Origin of the sequence: Pseudomonas sp. BS3782 TE3695 (assembly GCF_050435305.1) — a bacterium.
GTDB lineage: Bacteria > Pseudomonadota > Gammaproteobacteria > Pseudomonadales > Pseudomonadaceae > Aquipseudomonas.
The window spans coordinates 4,856,307-4,876,954 of record NZ_JBNDKB010000001.1; the positions used below are offsets into that span (position 1 = coordinate 4,856,307).

A 20,648-nucleotide genomic window follows, 5' to 3' on the forward strand; every position below is an offset into this window, starting at 1 on the left:
TTTATTGTCGTCTTCTCATCAGAGTTGTTCGTTCATGCGCCCAACCGTCCGCCGCTGTCGCTTTATCTCGCTGTGTCTGATGCCTTTGCTCCCGTTGCTCGTCAGCCCTGCCCATGCCAGTGGAGAGCGGCAACTGGTGGAGGTCATCAACGATTATCGCGCCGATCCCGATCGTTGCGCAGGGCGTACGGTCAAGCCGTTGCGGCCGCTGTCACTGAAATCGAACCTGGCCTTGCCAGTCGGCTATGGCGGCGGTTTGCGCAGTGCCTTGAAGGCCAACGGCTATCAAGCGGTGACGGTGCGCACCCTTCGCGTGGTCGGCGCGCAAGATGCCGATGAGGCGTTTGACATGCTTGAGAGCGACTATTGCGGGGTGCTGCTCGATACTCAGTTCGCCGACATCGGCGTCACTCGCGCCCGCAGCGAATGGCAGATAGTGCTGGCGCAACCGGTATTAGACGGACGTGCCGGTGATTCGCGAGCAGCGGGCAAGGCGTTGCTGGCACAGGTCAACGCGGCACGGGCCAAGCCGCGCATATGCGGGCGTCAACGCTTTGCCGCCGCACGACCGTTGACCTGGAATGCCGCTCTGGGCGCCGCTGCGCAAGGTCACAGCAAGGCGATGGCCTACGGCAATTACTTCGCCCACCGCGATCCCGACGGTGATATGCCGTTGGATCGGGCCAGAGCCGCCGGTTATCGAGGCCGGCAGATCGGCGAAAACATCGCCGCCGGGCAAAGTTCACCGAACAAAGCGATGGCCAGCTGGCTGGCCAGCCCCGGGCATTGCGCCAACCTGATGAACCCGATGTTTACCCAGGTGGGCGCAGCCTATGCCGCCGATTCGCGCAGCGATAAAGGTGTTTATTGGACGATGCTGTTTGGTGCGCCTTGAGTAAGCTGCGTTCCATAACCCCAGTCGATTAAACGCAAAACCTGTGGGAGCGGGCTTGCCCGCGAAGACGGCGGCACAATCAACATTGATGTCGCCTGACCCACCGCCATCGCGGGCAAGCCCGCTCCCGCAAAGAGATTGGCGACGTACACAAACTTTGCGAACAACACCGACCACTGTGGGAGCAGGCTTGCCTGCGAAGACGGCGGCACAATCAACATTGATGTCGCCTGACCCACCGCTTTCGCGAGCAAGCCCGCTCCCACAAAGAGATTGGCGACGTACACAAACTTTGCGAACAACACCGACCACTGTGGGAGCGGGCTTGCCCGCGAAGACGGCGGCACAGTCAACATTGATGTCGCCTGACCCACCGCTTTCGCGAGCAAGCCCGCTCCCACAAAGAGATTGGCGACGTACACAAACTTTGCGAACAACACCGACCACTGTGGGAGCGGGCTTGCCCGCGAAGACGGCGGCACAGTCAACATTGATGTCGCCTGACCCACCGCTTTCGCGAGCAAGCCCGCTCTCACAAAGAGATAGGCGACGTACACAAACTTTGCGAACAACACCGACCACTGTGGGAGCGGGCTTGCCCGCAAAGACGGCGGCACAATCAACATTGATGTCGCCTGACCCACCGCTTTCGCGAGCAAGCCCGCTCTCACAAAGAGATAGGCGACGTACACAAACTTTGCGAACAACACCGACCACTGTGGGAGCAGGCTTGCCCGCGAAGACGGCGGCACAATCAACATTGATGTCGCCTGACCCACCGCTTTCGCGAGCAAGCCCGCTCTCACAAAGAGATAGGCGACGTACACAAACTTTGCGAACAACACCGACCACTGTGGGAGCGGGCTTGCCCGCGAAGACGGCGGCACAATCAACATTGATGTCGCCTGACCCACCGCCATCGCGGGCAAGCCCGCTCTCACAAAGAGATAGGCGACGTACACAAACTTTGCGAACAACACCGACCACTGTGCACTGTGGGAGCAGGCTTGCCCGCGAAGACGGCGGCACAATCAACATTGATGTCGCCTGACCCACCGCCATCGCGGGCAAGCCCGCTCTCACAAAGAGATAGGCGACGCACACAAACTTTGCGAACAACACCGACCACTGTGGGAGCGGGCTTGCCCGCAAAGACGGCGGCACAATCAACATTGATGTCGCCTGACCCACCGCCATCGCGGGCAAGCCCGCTCTCACAAAGAGATAGGCGACGTACACAAACTTTGCGAACAACACCGACCACTGTGCACTGTGGGAGCAGGCTTGCCCGCGAAGACGGCGGCACAATCAACATTGATGTCGCCTGACCCACCGCTTTCGCGAGCAAGCCCGCTCCCACAAGAGATTGGCGACGTACACAAACTTTGCGAACAACACCGACCACTGTGGGAGCAGGCTTGCCCGCGAAGACGGCGGCACAATCAACATTGATGTCGCCTGACCCACCGCTTTCGCGAGCAAGCCCGCTCCCACAGGTTCCGTCGGTATTCGGGCAAGATTCAAATACTCGACGGCGCTGCCACGCTTTGCCGCCCTTTGAAGGCCAGCGAAAAACAGAAAAATATCGCCAGCGCGAACCCTGCCGGGAACAGCCAGATGCTTTTCCATTCATGACTGTCAGCCGACGCATAGTGATCGGTGACCGCCCCGGCCACCCAAAAGCCAATCAGCATGCCCAAGCCGTACGTCGCGAGGGTGATCAAGCCTTGCGCGGAGCTTCTGAAACGCTCCGAGGCTTTGGCATCGGTGTAGATCTGCCCCGAAACAAAGAAGAAGTCGTAGCAGATGCCGTGCAAGGCGATGCCGGTGAACAACATGAAAGCGAGGTCTCCGTTGTTGCCGTAGGCGAATAACAGGTAGCGCAACGCCCACGCCAGCATTCCCACCAACAGCGCGATCTTGATGCCGAAACGCTGGATGAACAGCGGCAGGAGCAACATGAACAGCACTTCCGAGACTTGCCCGATCGCCATCTTGGCGGTTGGATTGGTCACGCCGATTTCCGCCAGAAACGGGTTGGCATTCTGGTAATAAAACGCCAACGGAATACAGATCAAAATAGACGCGATGAAGAACACCAGATAACTGCGGTCCTTCAACAAAACCAAGGCGTCCAGCCCCAGTATTTGCTTTAAGCCGACACTGCCCGGCTCAGGTTTGAGCGGCGCGGTGCGCGGCAGGCTGAAGCTGTAGATGCCCAGAACGAATGAGGCGATGGCCGACATCAGAAACGTGTTGCGCAAGCCACCGGATGAGATCGCTTGTTGCGAATCCCAGGCAAACACAAAACTGATCACCACGCCCGCCACGATCCAGCCGATGGTGCCCCACACCCGAATCCGCGAGAACTCCAGGGCCGGGTCACGCATCTGCCGGAACGCCACCGAATTCACCAACGCCAGCGTCGGCATGTAGATCATCATGTAGGCCAGCACGAACGGGTAAAACCCACTGAAGTCAGGCGCTCGATAGAGTTGTAATAGCAACACCGCGCCGATCAGATGCAACACCGCAAGAATGCGCTCGGCATTGAAGTAGCGGTCGGCAATCAAACCGATGACAAAGGGCGCGATGATCGCCCCCCAGGACTGCGTCGAGAACGCCATGCCGATCTGCCCGCCGCTGGCCCCAAGGTTACTGGAGAGGAAGGTACCGAGGGTTACGAACCATCCGCCCCAGATAAAGAACTGCAGGAACATCATTACGCTTAATCGCGCACTCATCATGGTCATATCAATCACCGTCTTATTGTTTTTTTTGGGGGGAGAAAGAACAGATTTTTCAGGCGTCAGGCAAACCCAATAGCCGTCGATTGAAACGCTCGTCGGACGCCACGCTGGCGAAGTCGTCAAACGCCTTTCGGGTTTTGCTGATCATGTGCTGCCGGATGAACGCCGCTCCTTCTGCGGCGCCCTGCTGCGAATCCTTCAGGCAACACTCCCACTCCAGAACCGCCCAGCCGGCAAAGTCGTACTGCGTCAATTTGCTGAAAATCGATTTGAAATCGATCTGCCCATCGCCCAAGGAACGGAAGCGGCCAGGCCGATCGACCCAACCTTGATAACCGCCATAGACACCCGAACGGGCATCGGGCCGGAACTCGGCGTCCTTGACGTGGAACATGCGGATGCGCTCGTGGTAGCGATCGATGAAGCCCAGATAGTCCATTTGCTGAAGCAGCAGGTGGCTCGGATCGTAGAGAATCGCAGCGCGCGGATGGTGATCGACGGCCTCAAGGAAACGCTCGAACGAGGCACCGTCGTGCAGGTCTTCACCGGGATGGATCTCGTAGCAGAGGTCGACGCCGGCCTCTTCAAAACAATCGAGGATCGGCAACCAGCGCCTGGCCAGTTCGGCAAAACCCTGCTCCACCAGCCCGCTCGGGCGTTGCGGCCACGGGTAGACGTAGGGCCATAGCAGCGCACCGGAAAACGTCGCGTGCGCCTTCAGCCCCAAGCGTTGGCTGGCACGGGCGGCGAGCTTCAATTGATCGATGGCCCACTCGGTGCGGGCCTGAGGCTGACCGCGTAAATGCTCGGGGGCAAAGTCATCGAACAACGTATCGAACGCCTGATGCACCGCCACCAGTTGCCCCTGTAGATGCGTCGACAATTCGCTGATTTCGATACCTTCCTGGGCGCAAACGGCTTTCAATTCGTCACAGTAATCCTGACTGTCGGCGGCGCGAGCCAGGTCGATGTACTGCGTGCCCAGGGTCGGCAATTGAATGGCTTTGTAACCCTGCGCTGCAGCCCACTGAGCAATGTTGGCGAGCGTGTCGAAAGGCGCTTCGGCGGACATGAACTGCGCGAGAAAAATGCCCGGGCCGCGCAGGCCTGCCGGTGCTGGGGAGGTTTGGTTCACGGGAGGGTTCTCCGGATTCATGGGTTGCAGACCAGTGGGGTCCACTTCGCGTCGCCGCGATGATTGGCGATCACGGCCTCAATGAACGCCATGCCACGCAATCCGACGTCGATACCTGGCACGCCGGGGGCATCGTTGCCTTCGACGTTGCTGCGGATCGCGGTGGCGAAATCACCATAGAGATTGGCCATGGCCTCGAGATAACCTTCAGGATGCCCGGCAGGCAACCGCATGCGCTGGCTGGCGGCCTCGCATAACCAGGGCTGGCCGACACCGGAACGAAGGATGCTCAACGGTTGATCGAGGGAACGATGGATCAGGCTCGCGGGCTCTTCCTGACGCCACTCCAGCCCGCCCTTGTCGCCATAGACGCGGATCTTCAACGGGTTCTCTTCGCCGGCGCAGACCTGGCTGGCGATCAACACCCCGCTGGCCCCGGCGGCCATTTGGAACAGCGTTGCCGCGTCATCGTCCAGTTGCCGCCCGGCAACGTGCGAACCCAAGGTTGCGCACACCTGCTCGATGGGTTGGTCCGCGACGAATTCGGCCAGTGAAAAGGCATGGGTGCCGATGTCGCCAATGCAGCCGCCCAACCCGGACTGCTCGGGCTGATCGCGCCAACTCGCCTGCTTGTTGCCCTGCCCGGCCACATCCCGGCTCAGCCAGCCTTGCGGGTACTCGACGATGACCTTGCGCACTGCGCCGATCACGCCGGTACGCACCATCTTGCGTGCCTGCCAGACCATCGGATAACCCAGATACGTGTGGGCCAATCCGTAGAGGCGGTCGCTGCTTTTCACCACGGCCTTGAGCGCCAGCAGTTCAGACAGATTCAGTGCCGCGGGCTTTTCGCTGAACACATGAAAACCCGCGCTCAGGGCCTGGCTGGCAATCGGCGCGTGCAAGTGATTGGGCGTGACGATGACCAGCAACTCCATGCGCTCGTCAGCAGGCAGTGCGCGCTCGCTGGCCAGCATCTGTTGCCAGTCGCTGTAGCAGCGTGACGCGGACAATCCCAGCGCGGCGCCGGTGTCATGATTGTTGCGGGCGTCTCGGCTGAATGCACCGCACACCAGTTCAAAACGACCATCGAGGCCGGCGGCCTGGCGGTGGGCTTTGCCGATGAAGGCGCCCTCGCCGCCGCCGACAAACCCCATTCTTATTTTTGCCATTGCACCATTCATCGCGAATTTTTCTCTTGTTCGGGGCGGATTAACGCTCGAGGTTTGACTATGATGTAACCGGTTACATCATGCCGGAAATTTAGGCTCAGTTACTTCCAGTGTCAAACCCGGGATTAAAAATGAAGCTCATTTCAGCGCACGGCCGGACTGCGGTAAGCTCGCCGGCCACGTGTACATCTGTCGGTTCGATAACGAGGTCGTCTTGTCCAATATCCGTGAAGTAGCCCGGCTGGCCGGCGTCTCGGTGGCCACCGTGTCCAGAGCGCTGAAGTCGCCCGAGCGCGTACTCCCCGACACCCGGGACAAGGTCAACGCAGCCGTGGAACAGGCCGGCTACCGGCCGAACCTCATGGCCGTGCAGTTTCGTTCGCGCAGAACCGGCAACCTGGTGATTCTGGTCCCGGCCATCGCCAACACGTTTTTCGCACGGGTGATCAGCGGTGCCCAACAGGCGGCGCAGGCGGCCGGTTATCGACTGCTGTTGTGCGACACCCAGGGCCGCGAGGAAATCGAACGGGAGTTTGCCGCGCTGGTGTACGCCCACCAGGCCGACGGCGTGATTCAGTTGCGCGCCTACGACCCTTTTGAATCACCCTTCCCCCATGGCGAATCACTGCCCTTGGTCAACGCCTGTGAGGTGATTCAAGGCGGGCGGCATCCGACCATCAGCCTCGACAACCGGGCGGCGGCCAAAGCCATGACGGAGCATCTGATCGATCTGGGCCATCGCCGGATCGGCCTGATCAAAGGCCCGAAAAGCAGCCCGCTCACACGCGACCGAGTGGCCGGTTATCAAGATGCATTACTCCAGGCCGGTATCGCCCCGGACACGCAATTGATCTGCCACGGCGACTTCACATTGCAGGCCGGTTTTGATGGTGCGGGAATGCTGCTGGAATTGCCCGACCGTCCGACCGCATTCTTTTGCGAGAACGATGAAATGGCGATCGGTGCGTTGAAGCGCATCAAGCAACAGGGTTTGCGGGTACCCGACGATATTTCGTTGGTCGGTTTCGATGACATTCCGTTCGCGGCCTACTGTGATCCAGCGTTGACGACCATCGCGCAACCCGCCGAAATCTTTGGCCAAAAAGCCGTTGAAATGCTGATCGCCCTCATCGAAAAAAAACCCATCCCGGACCGCCATGTGGTGCTGCCGTTCACATTAACCGTGCGTAACAGTACGACCGCCCGAAAGGGATGAGGGAGAAACCATGGACATCAAAACCGACCTGCAACGTATCGCGCTCCAGGAAGAAACCCTGAAGTTTGAGCGCTTCGATAAAGAGACGGCCTGGGACTTGGGCACCCGTTTGAAAACCGCCTGCGAGGAGCAAGGCGTGTCCACCACGATTGAGGTCAGGCTGGCGCGGGACACCGTGTTTTTCTATTCGATGCCGGGAACCTCTGCCAGCAATGCCGACTGGGCACGACGTAAGCGAAATGTCGTGGAACTGATGGAACTCAGCTCGTACCGTGTAGGCCGGTCCTTCAAGCTTCAGGGCGATTCACTCGAAAGTTTGATGGGGTTGCCCCTGCGTGATTACGCCGATCATGGCGGCAGCTTCCCGATATCGGTCAAAGGCGTGGGATGCATTGGCGCCGTCACCGTTTCAGGGCTGCCCCAGCGTGAGGATCATGCTTTGGTGGTTCAGGTGTTGGCACAGATGTGTGGGGCCGACCCGAGCGAACTTGCGCTTGAGGACGAGTAGCCCCGCCGCACGCGGGTTGTGGGAGCGGGCTTGCTCTAGTGCCAGTCAGTTAAGAGATAGAACAAGCGATGAGTAACCTGTGGCGAGGGAGCTTGCTCCCGCTGGGTCGCGAAGCGGCCCCCCTTATCACCAAAAAGAGGGGGACTGCTTCGCAGTCCAACGGGAGCAAGCTCCCTCGCCACAAGTTCAGTATCACGCTTAACTGACTGGACGGATCGGTTACTTCGGTTGCGCCACCGTGCGCAAATAAGGTTTCAGCGTCTTGAAGCCATCCGGATATTTCTTCCTGGCGTCCTCGTCGGAGACCGAAGTGGGAATGATCACATCCTCGCCCGGGCGCCAGTTCACCGGGGTGGCGACGGTGTGCTTGGCGTTCAATTGCAGAGAATCGAGCAGACGCAGCACTTCATCGAAGTTGCGCCCAGCACTCATCGGGTAAATCAGCATCGCCTTGACCTTTTTGTCCGGGCCGATGATGAACACTGAACGCACCGTGGCGTTGTCCACAGCAGTCCGTGCGCCGCCACTGGCATTCGGATGAATCATGTCGTAGAGCTTCGCCACCACCAGATTCTCGTCCCCGATCATCGGATAGTTGACCGCATGCCCCTGGGTCTCTTCGATGTCTTTGGCCCAGCTCTGGTGATTACTGACAGGGTCGACGCTGAGCCCGACGATCTTGGTGTTGCGTTTATCGAACTCCGGCTTGAGCCCAGCCATGTAGCCAAGCTCAGTGGTGCACACCGGGGTGAAATCCTTGGGGTGCGAGAACAGAATCGCCCACTTGTCCCCGATCCATTCGTGGAAATGCAGCGGGCCTTCGGTGCTTTCGACGGTAAAGTCCGGTGCTTCGTCGCCAATACGGATTGCCATGTTCGTTCTCCTTACTGTTGAGTCGTAGGGAAGCCGCTGGCTGCTGCTCCAGCGGCATTCGGGATCTGTGTTGAACCTGTCAACGCGGATCAGTATAGGAGACGCTTGAGCACGCGGGCTTAGAAGGCCTTGCTGGCACTGGCGACCACGGTGGCCGTGCACAGATCGTCATAGCCGTACCAGCTCGCGCATTCGCTTTTCGACAGGTCGGTATCGATGTAGCTCAGGCCCCAGGTCACGCCGACGAAATCACGGGTCAGTTTGGCTTCCCACTCGGTGTAGGCATCGCGACTTTCACCGTTGGCGGACCAGAAAGCCGGGTCTTTGACATCGTTGCGCCCCACGCGCAGGTCCAGGCCGAGCTCGGCCGGCAATTCGACTTTGTAGCTGAGGTAGGTGTAAAGAGTGTCCTGGTCCTCACCAAAGAAGTTCGGCGTATCGTTTGAGTAGTTGGCACTGAGCTTAACGCCATAAACGTCAAGGATGGCGTAGACCTCACTCATGTTGAATTGGCCTTCCTTTGGATAGTCGTATTTGATGTAGCCCAGATCGAGACTGATTGCTTCGCTCGCCTGCCAGTAGTAGCCCGCGTAGTACTCGAGTTCCTGCCGGGTTTTGTAGGGGCCGCCGAAATCGACATTCGAGGTCCAGGCGCCAATGTACAAGCCGCTGCTGTGCACCAGCGTGGCGCCGGCCTGAACCGCCGGGTCCCCCAGGGTTTGCGAAATGCCACGGGAGCGATAGTCACTGAAAACGCCCAGAGTCAGGTCCAGGCTGAAGTTATCGTCAAGCGTCAGTGCCTGGCTGGTCAGGGGCGCCAATACAAGGCTGGCAACGGTCAATGCTGAGCGTACGTTCATACAGGTCTCTTATTTTTATGGATCAGCGGGTGATGTCGGGCACGGCGTTGCCCGGCCCCTCGCTATGCGAGGAGCAGGAGCATTTATTTTTGGGGGCTGCCGGCAAGCGGTCAGTGGTCAGGACGCGGGCGCGTAAACTTGCTTGCCAGCGAAGAACGTCTTCAAGACCTTGGTGTTGAACAGTTCGTCGTCGCTAACCTTGAACACATCGCGGTCGAGGATGATCAGATCGGCCTGTTTGCCGGGCGCCAGCGAGCCAATCTGTTGCTCCAGCCGCAGGACTTTGGCGGCATTGAGGGTGTAGGCATAGAACATGGTCTGGCGATCAATGCTTTCATTGGCATTCAACACACCCAGCGGCCCTTTGCGCGTGCTGGCCTGAGCGATGGCGTTCCATGGGTTGGGGCTGGACACCGGCCAGTCACTGCCACCGGCGATGACCGCACCGGCGTTATGCAAGGACCTGGCGGGATACTGGTAACCGTAAGCAAACGCACTGATATACGGTTTGACCAACTCCACCGTGTAAGACTCGCCGGTAGCCCACAGCAGCTGCATGGAAGCGATCACGCCAAGCTGCTTGAAGCGCGGGAACTCCTTGGGATTGACCAGTTGCAGGTGCGTGATGCTGTGGGCCATCGGTGTCGGATTGAGTTTGCGCGCGTATTCAACACCATTGAGCGACTCACGTACGGCACGGTCACCGACCGCATGGGTGTGCACAATCCAGTCACGCTTCTCCGCCGCGACTACCAACTCACCAAAGTGCGCCGGATCAATCAGCAACTGACCGTTTTTTTGACTGTTGGTGAACGGAACGATCACTGCGGCCGTCTGCCCTGGAAACTCCAGGACGCCGTCAGCGAAGACCTTGATGCCCGGGAAACTCAGGTTGGGTACGCCCTCGAATTTCTTCATCACCTTGGCCAGCACTTCCAGATCGGCCGGCCGGCTTTTGGGGTTGGCCAGCAGCAGCGCCGCGACGTGGGCATTGAGTTCGCCCTTCTGCGCCAGTTCGCGGTAAAGCGGTAGAACACCGTAACTCTGCTCGGTGGCCTGGAAATCGAGCAGCGAATCGCCACTTCCGGCATTCGCTGCCGCGTCCATCCAGGCGGTAACGCCATATTGGTTATTAACCTTCACCGCCTCGCGGGCAGCCTTGAGCATGACCTCGTTGCCGGGCGCGGGGATCTGACTGCGTACCTTGTCCCAGCGCGACTCGGCAAAATACCCGTTGGGGGTGAAGTCCGCTTCGTGCCCTACGAAACTGCGATCCTGTTCCGACAGACCTTTTACCAATGCCGCGTCGATCTTCAGACGCTTGAGCATCGCGTTGTTGGCCCAGCCGGTATGGCCGTCAATTCCGCTGAGAACCACCGGTTGGTCCGCCCAGCGTCCCTGATTGAAACGCTGACCGAGCTCGCGGCTTTTCTCCCAATAGGCCGAACTCACCCCGGCAATGCTGATCACGTCACCGGCCCGTGCTCGCCCCGCTTCATCCTGCTCGATCACCCATTGCTCGAGCTCCGGCAACGGCTTTACTTCATCCAACAGGTTGGCGCCTTGGCTGTTGAAGGCCGCAACGATCGGGTGGCTATGGGTATCAATCATTCCAGGCATCAACACCTTGCCCGCCAGATCGATTCGTTGCGTCTGGGCATCGGCCAAGGCGTTGATCTCGGCATCGCTGCCCACTTTAAGTATCTTGCCGTCTTGCACCGCCACGGCCTGAACCAGCCCTTGACCGGGTTCGGCGGTAAAGACCTTGCCGTTGAACAGCACAAGATCAGCAGCGGCCATGGCCTGCGCCGAGGAAAGGGCCAGGGCTGCGGCCAACAGGTTGGGGATGAATAGTCGCATCGGAAACTCTCTTGTTTTTATCGGGCGATTCGGGATGGGGGAAGCTTGTGACAACGCCTGTGGATCGAGCCCAACGATCGGCGTCCTGGCCGCGCTCAGGCAGTGTCCCGAACAGACGGCCGCAAGCCTCTGATGTGCAGGCCTACCCTATAGGGCGCAAGCGTCGGATGGACCTCTACAAATGAGGAGGGGTGAGCAATTAAGTGACCGGCGTCCGATCTGCAGAGCGGCGGAGCCTGTGGGAGCGGATTGCTCGCGAAGACAGCGGCACAATCAACATGATGTGGCCTGACGTTCGCAAGCAGATTGATGGGTCTGTTGTAGAGAGTTTCCCTTCTCGCGAAGCTGCTGGCCGTGGCTTAGGTTGACCCTTCTCGCCTGTACGAATCCCCAGAAATGAAAAAGCCCAGCGGATCGCTGGGCTTTTTGATCAATGACACATTCGCCTTAGGCAGAAGCCTTCTCGGTTTTTCGCGCCATCTTGATAGCTTCCGCCTTATCCAGCACGTCACGCTGAGAGGCAATCGCTTTAGACATCGCCATTAAAAATACGTCCCGCTTGGTTTCGGGGGAAGCCTTGCAGAAAAATTCAGCCAAAGGACTGGATTTTCCGGTCTTAGCTGCACTCATTTTTCTCTGCCTCGGTTAGGAGCTCAACAAGCTCAAGATGATCATAGGTCTCAGGTATCAGGTGGTCAATCTGGTCGACGGTCACATCGCCTAGTTTTTCCAGCCCCGGGCGACCCGGCCATAAAAACCGTTATAGGGGAATCCTCTGGTGGAAAGATGCTGGTGTCAGCAATTGCCCTTGCAAGAGAAGCCCTATTGGCCCGAGCAAACGCAAAGGCAGCCTCTTCTGTCGCTTTTTCTTCGGGGGTCATTTGAAGCTCGCAATTCGTTTGGCTCAACCTAACACTTAGATCGCCTCTAGACCATCCGCCTGCCTGTACGACCCCCAGTGACGCCCACCCGCCGATTCCGACGACGTCTTTGGACCAATTCTGCGAAGATCCCCCATCAGCTGCTTGCTCGTTTCAATATGTTGCTTGACCTCCACCATACCCATTTCCAATGACTGCAAGACGCTTACCGATGACCCGCGGGGCTTCGTGGAGTGACGGGATGTAGGCGGCAAAGGTGGCGGCCAGTTCTACGCTAGCCACCACACTTGCGATGACCCACTTCAAACATACGTCAGATGCGTCCTCCGTTTTCAAGGCTCCACCTCCTGTAGGACGCACGTACAAGATCATTCAACGTCGCCCGAGATCGCTTGTTTAAGCATCCCCATGGTTACGTCCTGCAAGCTACAAAACCTTGCGCCGTTGCCTACGGCTGCACCAGAATCCGCCGGCTTGTGCGCCTTGGGGTCACTCGGTAACTTGATTCGCGTCACTGATCCTCAGTGATCGGGTTTAGCAGCCCGTGGTGATACGAAGCGCATTTGCATTCCAGACAGTCCGGTAGTTTCATGCTGCACTTCATGGTAGCTGTGCGCAGGGCGCCCTCGGGCGCGCCGGTTTCGTGTCTCCCCGGTCTGCTAACCTGCGCACAGCTGCCACCCTTCGTTTAGCAGCGACTCGGTGACGGCTCCACTACTTTGGAGCACGAAATATGTTCAAGATAACGCCGAACCCGCCGGTCACAGACCCGGCATCCCCCTACGAATCTCTCGATTCAAAAAAACTCAACGAGGCCGCCGAACGCGCCCTCGACTTCCACTTCCCGTCGAATGCCGACATCAAAGCCACCGCGCGTACACCCAGCACGATGTTCTCCGTGGACCCACAGGCCACAGCCGAAACCCTGGCGGTTTTTTTGGTCGAGACGCTGGCCTCGGTCGATGTGATGGTCCATCAGTTGGTGGATCATCTGGAGGGTGAGTCGCGCTACGCCCTGCTGGGCATTTCGAACAGCATCATGGTGGCGGAGATCACGGCGAACCGGGTGCTGGATAAAATTGCTACGCCTTAGAACTGTGAGCTCCATTCCTCTGTAGGAGCGAGGCTGTTCACTTAAGCGAGACGCTTCAGTAATGCTTACCTTTGTGGCGAGCGAGCTTGCTCGCGCTGGGCTGCGTAGCGGCCCCAAAATCTGATAACAATCGCCGATTTTTGTGAGTGCTACGCACTCAAGCGGGAGCAAGCTCCCTCGCCACAGGTTTCTCACTGACTCAAGACGTTCTTAAGTGAACAGCATTGCGCTCCTACAAGGGACGCATCGCATCCGCAAGCGAGGTCGCTGAACGCAGCACCGACCCCAGTTCCACCTTGCTCTTCACCCCCAGTTGCAGGTAGCAGTTGCGCAGATAGGTGCGGACTGTCGCAGGGCTCAACTCGAGGATTTTGGCAATTTCCTTGTAGGAATGGCCGGCGGCGAACAGCATCGCTGCCGTTCGCTCACGTGGCGCCAGCATTGCCCCGCGCGATTGGGCTTCGAGCGACAGGATAACGTGCTCGGCGTTAGGGCTCAGTGTCAGGGCGCAGCGGCCCAGGCGCATGACGCAGGGTGCCTTTGGCAGTTGCGCGATCACCTGCGCGGGAAGCATTGAACCGTTCCAGCCGGGCAGCTCACGTTCAATGGCTGCACACAGCGTTGCTCCCACGTACAGCAAGCTGCCGTCCATGCGCGCGACGCCAAAGTCCGACGCGCCGCTGCCCGTGTCGAAGCGGATCATGTCCTGCACCTGGAACCGCCACAGCTGCAAAAGGTGGTCGCAGAAGGCCGAAAACAGATCGGCCTCGTTGTCGTTGAACGTCCAGGCATCCCTGCCTCGGTAGAGGCAGACGAAGAACATCAAACCGCTTTCGGGTAATTCGAAGGTGATGCACATCAGGTAATAGAGATCGTGGCGCCGAGCGAACACATTCACGTCTTCATTGGGGTCGGTGAAGCCGCTGTCGCGCACGACCTCACCGGGCCGACTTATGGTGTCATCGGAGAATTTGTCATTGCGCGCACAGGTGTGCCACTCGGCGGTAAACGACTCGGGTAGATTGATCCGCCCGTGCATCCAGTTTCTGGTCGAAACATCGACGCCCGGCGCAGACATCTCGCCCCACCAGGCCGAAGCGAAAGGCACCAGTTGGCTGAACGCCTGCAGACCGTCGGTGATGAAGCGGGAGGCACCGCGATCACGGGCAAGACGCCCCAGGTGCAAGATGCAAAGGTTGAACGCTTGCAGCGTTGCCATTGATGTCTTGGCGCCGACCTCATCACCCTCCCCCATGTTCTGATCCTGTTCGCTGCATGGTGTATTTTTTTGACCATGCCACAGGCGCAGCGAATGCGTCCAGCCCCAAGCACGCAAGCTCCCCCGCCGTAGTGTTGACGCTGTTCAGACTTTGATTTCACTGGCCGGCATCACGTCGATCCGCGCCACGGAGCCGGTCAGGTGCGCCAGATCCTTGTTGTGTTCGGCGATGATGTCTTCGGCGCTCATCGTGCCGTTATCGATCGTGGAATGGGCGTCGGCCACCAGCACGACGTCGTAGCCCAATTGATGCGCCTGGCGAACGGTGGCGTTGATGCAGTAGTCGGTTTGCAGGCCGCAGATGATCAGGCGGTCGGCGTCCAGCTCTTGCAGCTGTTCATGCAAGTGGGTCTGGTAGAACGAATCCGGGGTGGTTTTGCGCACGCGCAGGTCTTGGGGTGAAGTCTTCAGACCCTCGGCCAGTTGCCAGCCTTCGCCACCGTATTGCAGCAGGTCGCCCTCTTCTTCGTGCTGGATCAGGATGACCGGGATGTTGGCGGTTCGGGCTCTGGTGCTCAGCTCGTTGATAGTGCCGATGACGCGCTGGATGTCGAAGCATTCATCATCGCCGGTGCACAGCGCGCGTTGGACGTCGATGATCAGGAGTGCGGTGCTCATGGCTTCCTTCCTTAGATAGGTCGGTAGAACAATGGAATTCAACTCCCTTTTTAACCTGTAGCAACTGTCGAGTTTGCGAGGCTACGTTCGAGCCCCCGTAGGAGCTGCCGAAGGCTGCGATCTTTTGATCTTGCTTTCGCAGACATCAAAGGCAAAAGATCGCAGCCTTCGGCAGCTCCTACGGGGATCGGGGCCACCCGGGAGTTCAGGTGGCCGCTGATCGCCTGCTTCAGTAACCGAGTGACAACCCGGTATTACGCCGTGGATCGTTCGCTCCATAGAAACGGTTCTTGCCCACGGGCTTGCCTTCCAGCGAAGGCGCACCTACCAGAATAGCTGCGATATGGTTGGGGTCCTGCGGCCCGGCAAATTTGTGTCCCCAACTTTCGAGCATTTTCTTGGTGTCCGGGCTGGTGGCGAAATTTTCCAGGTTGGTTTCTTCCGGCAGCCATTGCTGGTGGAAACGCGGCGCATCCACCGCTTCCTGAATGTTCATGCCGTAGTCGATCACGTTGAGGATAGTCAGCAGGGTGGCGGTGATGATGCGGCTGCCACCGGGGGTGCCGACGACCATGACGACTTTGCCGTCCTTGGTGACGATGGTCGGGCTCATGGACGACAGCGGCGCCTTGCCGGGGGCGATGGCGTTTGCTTCGCCCTGCACCAGACCGTACATGTTCGGCACGCCGATTTTCGAGGTGAAGTCGTCCATTTCATCGTTGAGGATGACCCCGGTTTTGCTCGCCATCACGCCGGCACCGAACCAGTCGTTGAGGGTGTAGGTCACCGACACCGCATTGCCCCATTTGTCGACGATCGAGTAATGGGTGGTGTTGCTGCCTTCGTGGGGCGCTACGCCGGGTTTGATCTCGCGGGACACGCCGGCCTTTTGCGGATCGATGACTTCACGGATTTTAGTCGCGTAGTTTTTATCCAGCAGATGAGCGATCGGATTTTTCACGAAGTCCGGGTCGCCCAGGTAGCTGTTGCGGTCCACATACGCGTGGCGCATCGCTTCGATCTGGTAATGCATCGCCTGCGCCGAGCGGAAGCCCAGCTCTTTCATCGGGTAGCCATCGAGGATGTTCATGATCTCGCAGATCACCACGCCACCGGAGCTTGGCGGTGGTGCCGAGACCACGTGATAGCCACGATAATCGCACTCGATCGGCGCCAGTTCGCGGGTCTGGTATTTGTCGAGGTCGGCCTGGGTGATGATGCCCTTGTTGGCCTGACTGGAGGTGACGATCGCGTCGGCCACCCAGCCTTTATAGAAACCGTCGGCGCCCTTCTCGGAAATTTCCCGCAGGGTTTTGCTCAAGTCTTTTTGTACGAGTTTCTGGCCCACCTGCATCGGCTCGCCATTGCTCAGGAAAATCGAGCCCGAGTCGCGCATGTCTTTCTTGAAGACGTCCGTGGCGTACTCCAGCAAGTCGATATCGCCCTGCTCCAGCACAAAACCGTCTTCAGCAAGCTTGATCGCGGGGGCGATCACTTCCTTGCGGGGTTTGGTACCGTATTTCTTCAGGGCCAATTCCATGCCCGAGACGGTGCCCGGCACGCCAACGGCAAGATGGCCGCGGGTGCTCAGCTCCGGGATGACGTTGCCTTCTTTATCGAGGTACATGTCGGGGGTCGCGGCCAGCGGGGCTTTTTCACGGAAGTCGAGGAAGGTCTTGCGCCCGTCCGCCAATTGAATCGTCATGAAACCGCCGCCGCCCAGGTTACCCGCCGCGGGGTACACCACCGCCAGCGCATAACCCACCGCAACGGCGGCGTCGACGGCATTGCCGCCATTCTTGAGCACATCGACGCCGACATGGCTGGCCAGATGTTGGGCGGTGACGACCATGCCGTTTTCGGCCGCGACCGGGGCGACGGAGGCCGCGTGGGCCGTCAGGCAACTCAGCGCCAATCCGGTCGCCATGAGCGTTTTGACAAAAGGTTCGAACTTCATGAGTCGGTCTCTTTTTGTTTTAAGGCTCTGTACCAAAACAGAGGGAACGGTTCAAAAGCACAGGCAAGTATGGTCGCGATCGCGTATTGCGCCTCCCCGACGAGGCAGTATGCTGGGTCCCCCTGTTCAGCATTTACGGAGTCCGCCGGCATGCCCTATACCTTCACCACCTTGGCGTCTCCGGTCGGCGAATTGAAACTGGTCGCGAAAGGCGCTCGACTGGCAGCCATTCTCTGGGAAAACGACAAACCGGGTCGGGTCAGGCTGGGGCCGATGACTGAAGCAGCGGACAACCCGATCCTGGTGCGCACCGCACAGCAGTTGCAGGAATACTTCGCCGGCACGCGTAATCGTTTCGAACTGGAGCTGGATTTTGCCGGGACCGAATTTCAGCAGAAGGTATGGCAGGCGCTACTGACGATTCCGTTTGGCGAAACACGCAGCTACGGCGAGATTGCCCGGCAGATCGGCAATCCCAGCGCGGTTCGGGCGGTGGGTGCGGCGAATGGCAAGAACCCGATTTCGATTGTCGCGCCTTGCCATCGGGTGATTGGTGCGTCGGGGAAACTGACGGGGTTTGCCGGTGGGCTTGAGGCGAAAGAGCGGTTGCTGACACTCGAAGGGTACGAGTGCCGCGAGGCTGGCAGAACAGATGATTTGTTCATCTAACGGACCAGGCGAACCGCTCTTGTAAAACCGCAGAGCCGTGAACCTTGGAGCCGGATCAAAGCGCGCCGAAGACATCCTTCATCGCCGCATACTGAAGCAGCATGATGGTCTTGGCATCGCAGATCTCCCCGCGATGGAACGCCGCCAGCGCGTCGTCGAACTTCCACTCCAGTACTTCCAGTTCTTCGGTTTCTTCCTCCAGCCCGCCGCCATCACCGACTTTGGAAGAGGCGTCGTACTCGGCCATGAAGAAATGCAGCTTTTCAGTCACCGAGCCGGGGCTCATATAGGCCTCGAAAACCTTCTGCACATGGTGGACGCGATAGCCGGTTTCCTCCTCGGCCTCAGCACGAATGCGCTCTTCAGGCGCAACGCCTTCCAGCAGCCCCGCTGCCACTTCAATCAACAAACCATCGTGGCCGTTGACGAACACCGGCAGCCTGAACTGGCGGGTCAGTACGACGGTTTTCTTCTCACGGTTGAACAGCAAAATCGCCGCGCCATTGCCCCGGTCGTAGACTTCGCGAGTCTGACGCTGCCAGTCGCCGTTGTTGCGCAAGTAATCGAAAGTGATTTTCTTCAGCAGATACCAGTCGTGGGACAGCACCTGGGACTCGATGATGTTGACCCGCTCGGCTGTGTTCGACATGACAATCCATCCTTATGTTCGTCAGAAAGCGTCCATGTTAGGCGAAAACAGAAAAGCCCGGCGACTGCCGTAATGGCGCTCCCAAGAGAATCTTGAGTCAGAGAAACCTGTGGCGAGGGAGCTTGCTCCCGCTGGGCTGCGTAGCGGCCCCAAAAATCTGACAACCATTGCGATTTTTGTGAGCGCTACGCACTCAAGCGGGAGCAAGGTATCCGTCCGGTCAACACACCTTCCTGACCTTCAGCCAATCTGCTCGAACCGCCGCCTGGTCACGAACAGCCCCGCGCCCACCGGCACGGCAAGGACCGACATCAATCCCAAGTCAAAGCCCAGCAACTGGGTCTGGCTCACTGCAACGCAGCCGATTGCGCCTGCCACCACCAGCGTCACCCCTAGCCACTTGCGCAGCGGGTACGGCTTAAGAAACCGATCAAGTAGAAAGGCCAGCACCACAACGATGACCGTCTGGGTAATTTCGGACATGTGCAGCCCCACTCAGGTCTTGATGATCAGGGATTCGGAAGAGCGCTGTGGGCCAATCCCACCATTGACCTGCGCCTGGATGCTGACGATTACGTCGCCAGCATGGTAGGTGGGCAGAGCGTCATTGACGTACGAGCGCACACCCGCCGTTACAACAGTACCTGCGGCGACACTGCCTGCAGGTCCGGCTAAACCGCCCACAGTACCGGCAGCGCCACCGAAGGCGGAGGCGGCCAGGTTGGCGATCTTGGTGCGTTGGCCATTGAGGACATCGCCCTGTTGCCGGGTCAGCGGCTTGGAGATGCCGATCATCATCACGCACGGCAGGCTCTTGGCCTGCATCTTGTCGTACACCTCGACGACCTTGCTGTTGACCTCATAGTGGGCGCTTTTCGCCTCGCCAAAATACAGCTCGCGCAGGCGTCCGCGCTCGCTGTCGGTGAGGGTGATCTGCGAGACGTTGAAGACGATCCCGTGAGTGCCCATGTATTGGAAAGTCCCTTCGAACTTCATCGCGCGCATCCTTTCGAGGCAAAGATGGCGATTCTCTACAAGGAGCGCATTGGATTCAAATCATTTCACCTTGCCGGCAAGGTGTGTTGGCTCCCTCGCCACAAGTTCTTACTGACTCAAGACTCTCTTGAGTGAACCGCATTGCGGCGCTTTCACCCTCAGGAAAGTTGCGCCTTGTATTCTTTCTCATATTGACCGGCCAGGGTTTCTTTCTGTTGCTCGTCGAGCAACTTGCCGGCCATCTGGAAGAACTTCTGCTCCTCCTCTTTCAAGTGGTGATGGACCTTTTCCGAGAGCTTTTTCGCCGTCGCCAACCAGGATGGACTGGACATTTCGGTCGCATCCAGCGCTTCCATCATCTCGTCCATTTCGTGGTGTTCGGAGATGGCGTGGCGGCTAAGATCCACGCCGTTGTCGAACGCCATCAGCGGCATGTAGAAATGGCGTTCTTCAGCGGTTTCGTGGGCCTGAAGCTCGGATTTTAGCCGTTTGTAAGCCTCGACCCGTTCCGGGGTGTCGCCCTGGGTTTGAATCAGCGCATCGGCATAGCGGCGCTGACGGTCGTGGCTTTCGCGCAAGGCTTCAAAAATGTTCACGGGCTGTCCTCAATGGCTGCGTTCAGCAATGACGTTGTTCAGGCTAGACATTCCCGGGACTGCGGCGGTTCCTTCGGTTACAGGGGATAGAACAATCGCCCCAACCGGGATAGGCTCCGTGTTCATGCCATAAGGATGTGTAGCCTATGACCCTGCGAATCGAACTGTCGAAAAATGCCACTCAGGAAGAACGCGACGCGATCCTCACACCGCTGCGTGCCTATAACGCCTCAAAGGCCGGGGCCACGGTGTCGGAGCAGATTGCGTTGCTGGTACGCAATGACCGCGACGAGATTCTCGGCGGGCTTTACGGCCGAGTGTTTTACCAGTGGTTTTTCATTGAGTTGTTGTCAGTGCCGGAGCTGGCCCGGGGACAAGGGATGGGCTCGAAGCTGATGCAGATGGCCGAAGAGCTGGCGCGGGAAAAGGAATGTATCGGGATCTGGCTGGACACCTTCGACTTCCAGGCGCCGGAGTTTTACAAGAAGCATGGCTACAGCGAGTTGGGGCACATTGCCGATTATCCGCCGGGCCATAAGCGCTTCTTTTTTCAGAAGCGTTTGGTGGATTTGTAACCTTCGATTTTCGGGGGGGGACCCAAAAGATCGCAGCCTTCGGCAGCTCCTACATGGGATTGCGTT

22 protein-coding genes are annotated in these 20,648 nt (G+C 58.7%); 6 read left to right on the forward strand and 16 right to left on the reverse strand.

What is annotated here, in order from left to right; genetic code table 11:
• Nucleotides 1-34: 34 nt before the first annotated feature.
• Complete coding sequence (locus tag ABH909_RS21850; protein WP_429437006.1) at nucleotides 35-895, forward strand: CAP domain-containing protein; 861 nt, start codon at nucleotides 35-37, stop codon at nucleotides 893-895.
• On the opposite strand, the gene ABH909_RS21855 is transcribed toward ABH909_RS21850, so the two are convergent.
• The 4 genes from ABH909_RS21855 to ABH909_RS21870 form a co-directional block, all read right to left on the reverse strand.
• Nucleotides 865-1,791, reverse strand: a complete 927-nt coding sequence (locus ABH909_RS21855) for a hypothetical protein (RefSeq protein WP_429437009.1) — start codon at nucleotides 1,789-1,791, stop codon at nucleotides 865-867. The genes ABH909_RS21850 and ABH909_RS21855 overlap by 31 nt on opposite strands.
• A 624-nt stretch (nucleotides 1,792-2,415) precedes the next feature.
• The gene (locus ABH909_RS21860; protein WP_429437011.1) at nucleotides 2,416-3,648 is read right to left on the reverse strand and encodes a nucleoside permease; all 1,233 of its coding nucleotides are present in this window, start codon (nucleotides 3,646-3,648) and stop codon (nucleotides 2,416-2,418) included.
• Between the two features lie 49 nt (nucleotides 3,649-3,697).
• A complete protein-coding gene (locus tag ABH909_RS21865; RefSeq protein ID WP_429437014.1) occupies nucleotides 3,698-4,801 on the reverse strand; it encodes a sugar phosphate isomerase/epimerase family protein in 1,104 nt (367 codons plus the stop codon).
• A complete protein-coding gene (locus tag ABH909_RS21870; protein WP_429437017.1) occupies nucleotides 4,798-5,964 on the reverse strand; it encodes a Gfo/Idh/MocA family protein in 1,167 nt (388 codons plus the stop codon). The genes ABH909_RS21865 and ABH909_RS21870 overlap by 4 nt, the downstream gene beginning before the upstream one ends.
• Before the next feature lie 202 nt (nucleotides 5,965-6,166).
• On the opposite strand from ABH909_RS21870, the gene ABH909_RS21875 reads away from it, so the two are divergent.
• Together ABH909_RS21875 and ABH909_RS21880 are read left to right on the forward strand one after the other, a co-directional pair.
• Nucleotides 6,167-7,168 carry a LacI family DNA-binding transcriptional regulator gene (locus ABH909_RS21875; RefSeq protein WP_429437019.1) on the forward strand — a complete coding sequence of 334 codons (1,002 nt, stop codon included), beginning with the start codon at nucleotides 6,167-6,169 and terminating at the stop codon, nucleotides 7,166-7,168.
• Between the two features lie 10 nt (nucleotides 7,169-7,178).
• Nucleotides 7,179-7,676: a heme-degrading domain-containing protein gene (locus ABH909_RS21880; protein ID WP_429437021.1), complete on the forward strand. Its 498-nt coding sequence runs from the start codon at nucleotides 7,179-7,181 to the stop codon at nucleotides 7,674-7,676.
• Nucleotides 7,677-7,895: 219 nt separating this feature from the next.
• On the opposite strand, the gene ABH909_RS21885 is transcribed toward ABH909_RS21880, so the two are convergent.
• The 5 genes from ABH909_RS21885 to ABH909_RS21905 form a co-directional block, all read right to left on the reverse strand.
• Nucleotides 7,896-8,549: a peroxiredoxin gene (locus ABH909_RS21885; RefSeq protein WP_429437024.1), complete on the reverse strand. Its 654-nt coding sequence runs from the start codon at nucleotides 8,547-8,549 to the stop codon at nucleotides 7,896-7,898.
• A 119-nt stretch (nucleotides 8,550-8,668) separates the two neighbouring features.
• Nucleotides 8,669-9,409 carry a TorF family putative porin gene (locus ABH909_RS21890; protein ID WP_429437025.1) on the reverse strand — a complete coding sequence of 247 codons (741 nt, stop codon included), beginning with the start codon at nucleotides 9,407-9,409 and terminating at the stop codon, nucleotides 8,669-8,671.
• A gap of 117 nt (nucleotides 9,410-9,526) precedes the next feature.
• Complete coding sequence (locus ABH909_RS21895; protein WP_429437027.1) at nucleotides 9,527-11,269, reverse strand: amidohydrolase; 1,743 nt, start codon at nucleotides 11,267-11,269, stop codon at nucleotides 9,527-9,529.
• 447 nt (nucleotides 11,270-11,716) lie between these two features.
• Nucleotides 11,717-11,899, reverse strand: coding sequence for a hypothetical protein (locus ABH909_RS21900; RefSeq protein WP_429437029.1), 183 nt, complete (start codon nucleotides 11,897-11,899; stop codon nucleotides 11,717-11,719).
• 65 nt (nucleotides 11,900-11,964) lie between these two features.
• On the reverse strand, nucleotides 11,965-12,150 hold the full coding sequence (locus tag ABH909_RS21905) for a zeta toxin family protein (RefSeq protein WP_429437031.1): 186 nt from the start codon (nucleotides 12,148-12,150) through the stop codon (nucleotides 11,965-11,967).
• 733 nt (nucleotides 12,151-12,883) lie between these two features.
• On the opposite strand from ABH909_RS21905, the gene ABH909_RS21910 reads away from it, so the two are divergent.
• Nucleotides 12,884-13,243: a DUF6124 family protein gene (locus ABH909_RS21910; RefSeq protein ID WP_429437033.1), complete on the forward strand. Its 360-nt coding sequence runs from the start codon at nucleotides 12,884-12,886 to the stop codon at nucleotides 13,241-13,243.
• A gap of 232 nt (nucleotides 13,244-13,475) precedes the next feature.
• Here the strand turns inward: ABH909_RS21910 and ABH909_RS21915 are convergent, their stop codons facing one another.
• The 3 genes from ABH909_RS21915 to ggt all read right to left on the reverse strand — a co-directional run bounded on the left by ABH909_RS21915 (nucleotide 13,476) and on the right by ggt (nucleotide 17,097).
• Complete coding sequence (locus tag ABH909_RS21915; protein ID WP_429437035.1) at nucleotides 13,476-14,498, reverse strand: helix-turn-helix transcriptional regulator; 1,023 nt, start codon at nucleotides 14,496-14,498, stop codon at nucleotides 13,476-13,478.
• A 108-nt stretch (nucleotides 14,499-14,606) separates the two neighbouring features.
• Entirely contained in the window at nucleotides 14,607-15,140 is a 534-nt protein-coding gene (locus ABH909_RS21920; RefSeq protein WP_429437038.1) for a cysteine hydrolase family protein, read from the reverse strand.
• A 229-nt stretch (nucleotides 15,141-15,369) separates the two neighbouring features.
• Nucleotides 15,370-17,097, reverse strand: a complete 1,728-nt coding sequence (gene ggt, locus ABH909_RS21925) for a gamma-glutamyltransferase (protein ID WP_429437040.1) — start codon at nucleotides 17,095-17,097, stop codon at nucleotides 15,370-15,372.
• Nucleotides 17,098-17,247: 150 nt separating this feature from the next.
• Between ggt and ABH909_RS21930 the strand changes: the two genes are divergently transcribed.
• Nucleotides 17,248-17,766, forward strand: a complete 519-nt coding sequence (locus ABH909_RS21930) for a methylated-DNA--[protein]-cysteine S-methyltransferase (RefSeq protein WP_429437043.1) — start codon at nucleotides 17,248-17,250, stop codon at nucleotides 17,764-17,766.
• A 55-nt stretch (nucleotides 17,767-17,821) separates the two neighbouring features.
• Here the strand turns inward: ABH909_RS21930 and ABH909_RS21935 are convergent, their stop codons facing one another.
• The 4 genes from ABH909_RS21935 to ABH909_RS21950 form a co-directional block, all read right to left on the reverse strand.
• Complete coding sequence (locus ABH909_RS21935; protein WP_429437045.1) at nucleotides 17,822-18,415, reverse strand: NUDIX domain-containing protein; 594 nt, start codon at nucleotides 18,413-18,415, stop codon at nucleotides 17,822-17,824.
• Nucleotides 18,416-18,655: 240 nt separating this feature from the next.
• Entirely contained in the window at nucleotides 18,656-18,898 is a 243-nt protein-coding gene (locus tag ABH909_RS21940) for a hypothetical protein (RefSeq protein ID WP_123493819.1), read from the reverse strand.
• A 12-nt stretch (nucleotides 18,899-18,910) separates the two neighbouring features.
• Nucleotides 18,911-19,411: a hypothetical protein gene (locus tag ABH909_RS21945; RefSeq protein WP_429437048.1), complete on the reverse strand. Its 501-nt coding sequence runs from the start codon at nucleotides 19,409-19,411 to the stop codon at nucleotides 18,911-18,913.
• A gap of 158 nt (nucleotides 19,412-19,569) precedes the next feature.
• Nucleotides 19,570-20,007, reverse strand: coding sequence for a hemerythrin domain-containing protein (locus ABH909_RS21950; protein WP_429437050.1), 438 nt, complete (start codon nucleotides 20,005-20,007; stop codon nucleotides 19,570-19,572).
• A 146-nt stretch (nucleotides 20,008-20,153) separates the two neighbouring features.
• On the opposite strand from ABH909_RS21950, the gene ABH909_RS21955 reads away from it, so the two are divergent.
• Complete coding sequence (locus ABH909_RS21955; RefSeq protein ID WP_429437053.1) at nucleotides 20,154-20,582, forward strand: GNAT family N-acetyltransferase; 429 nt, start codon at nucleotides 20,154-20,156, stop codon at nucleotides 20,580-20,582.
• Nucleotides 20,583-20,648 lie beyond the last annotated feature (66 nt).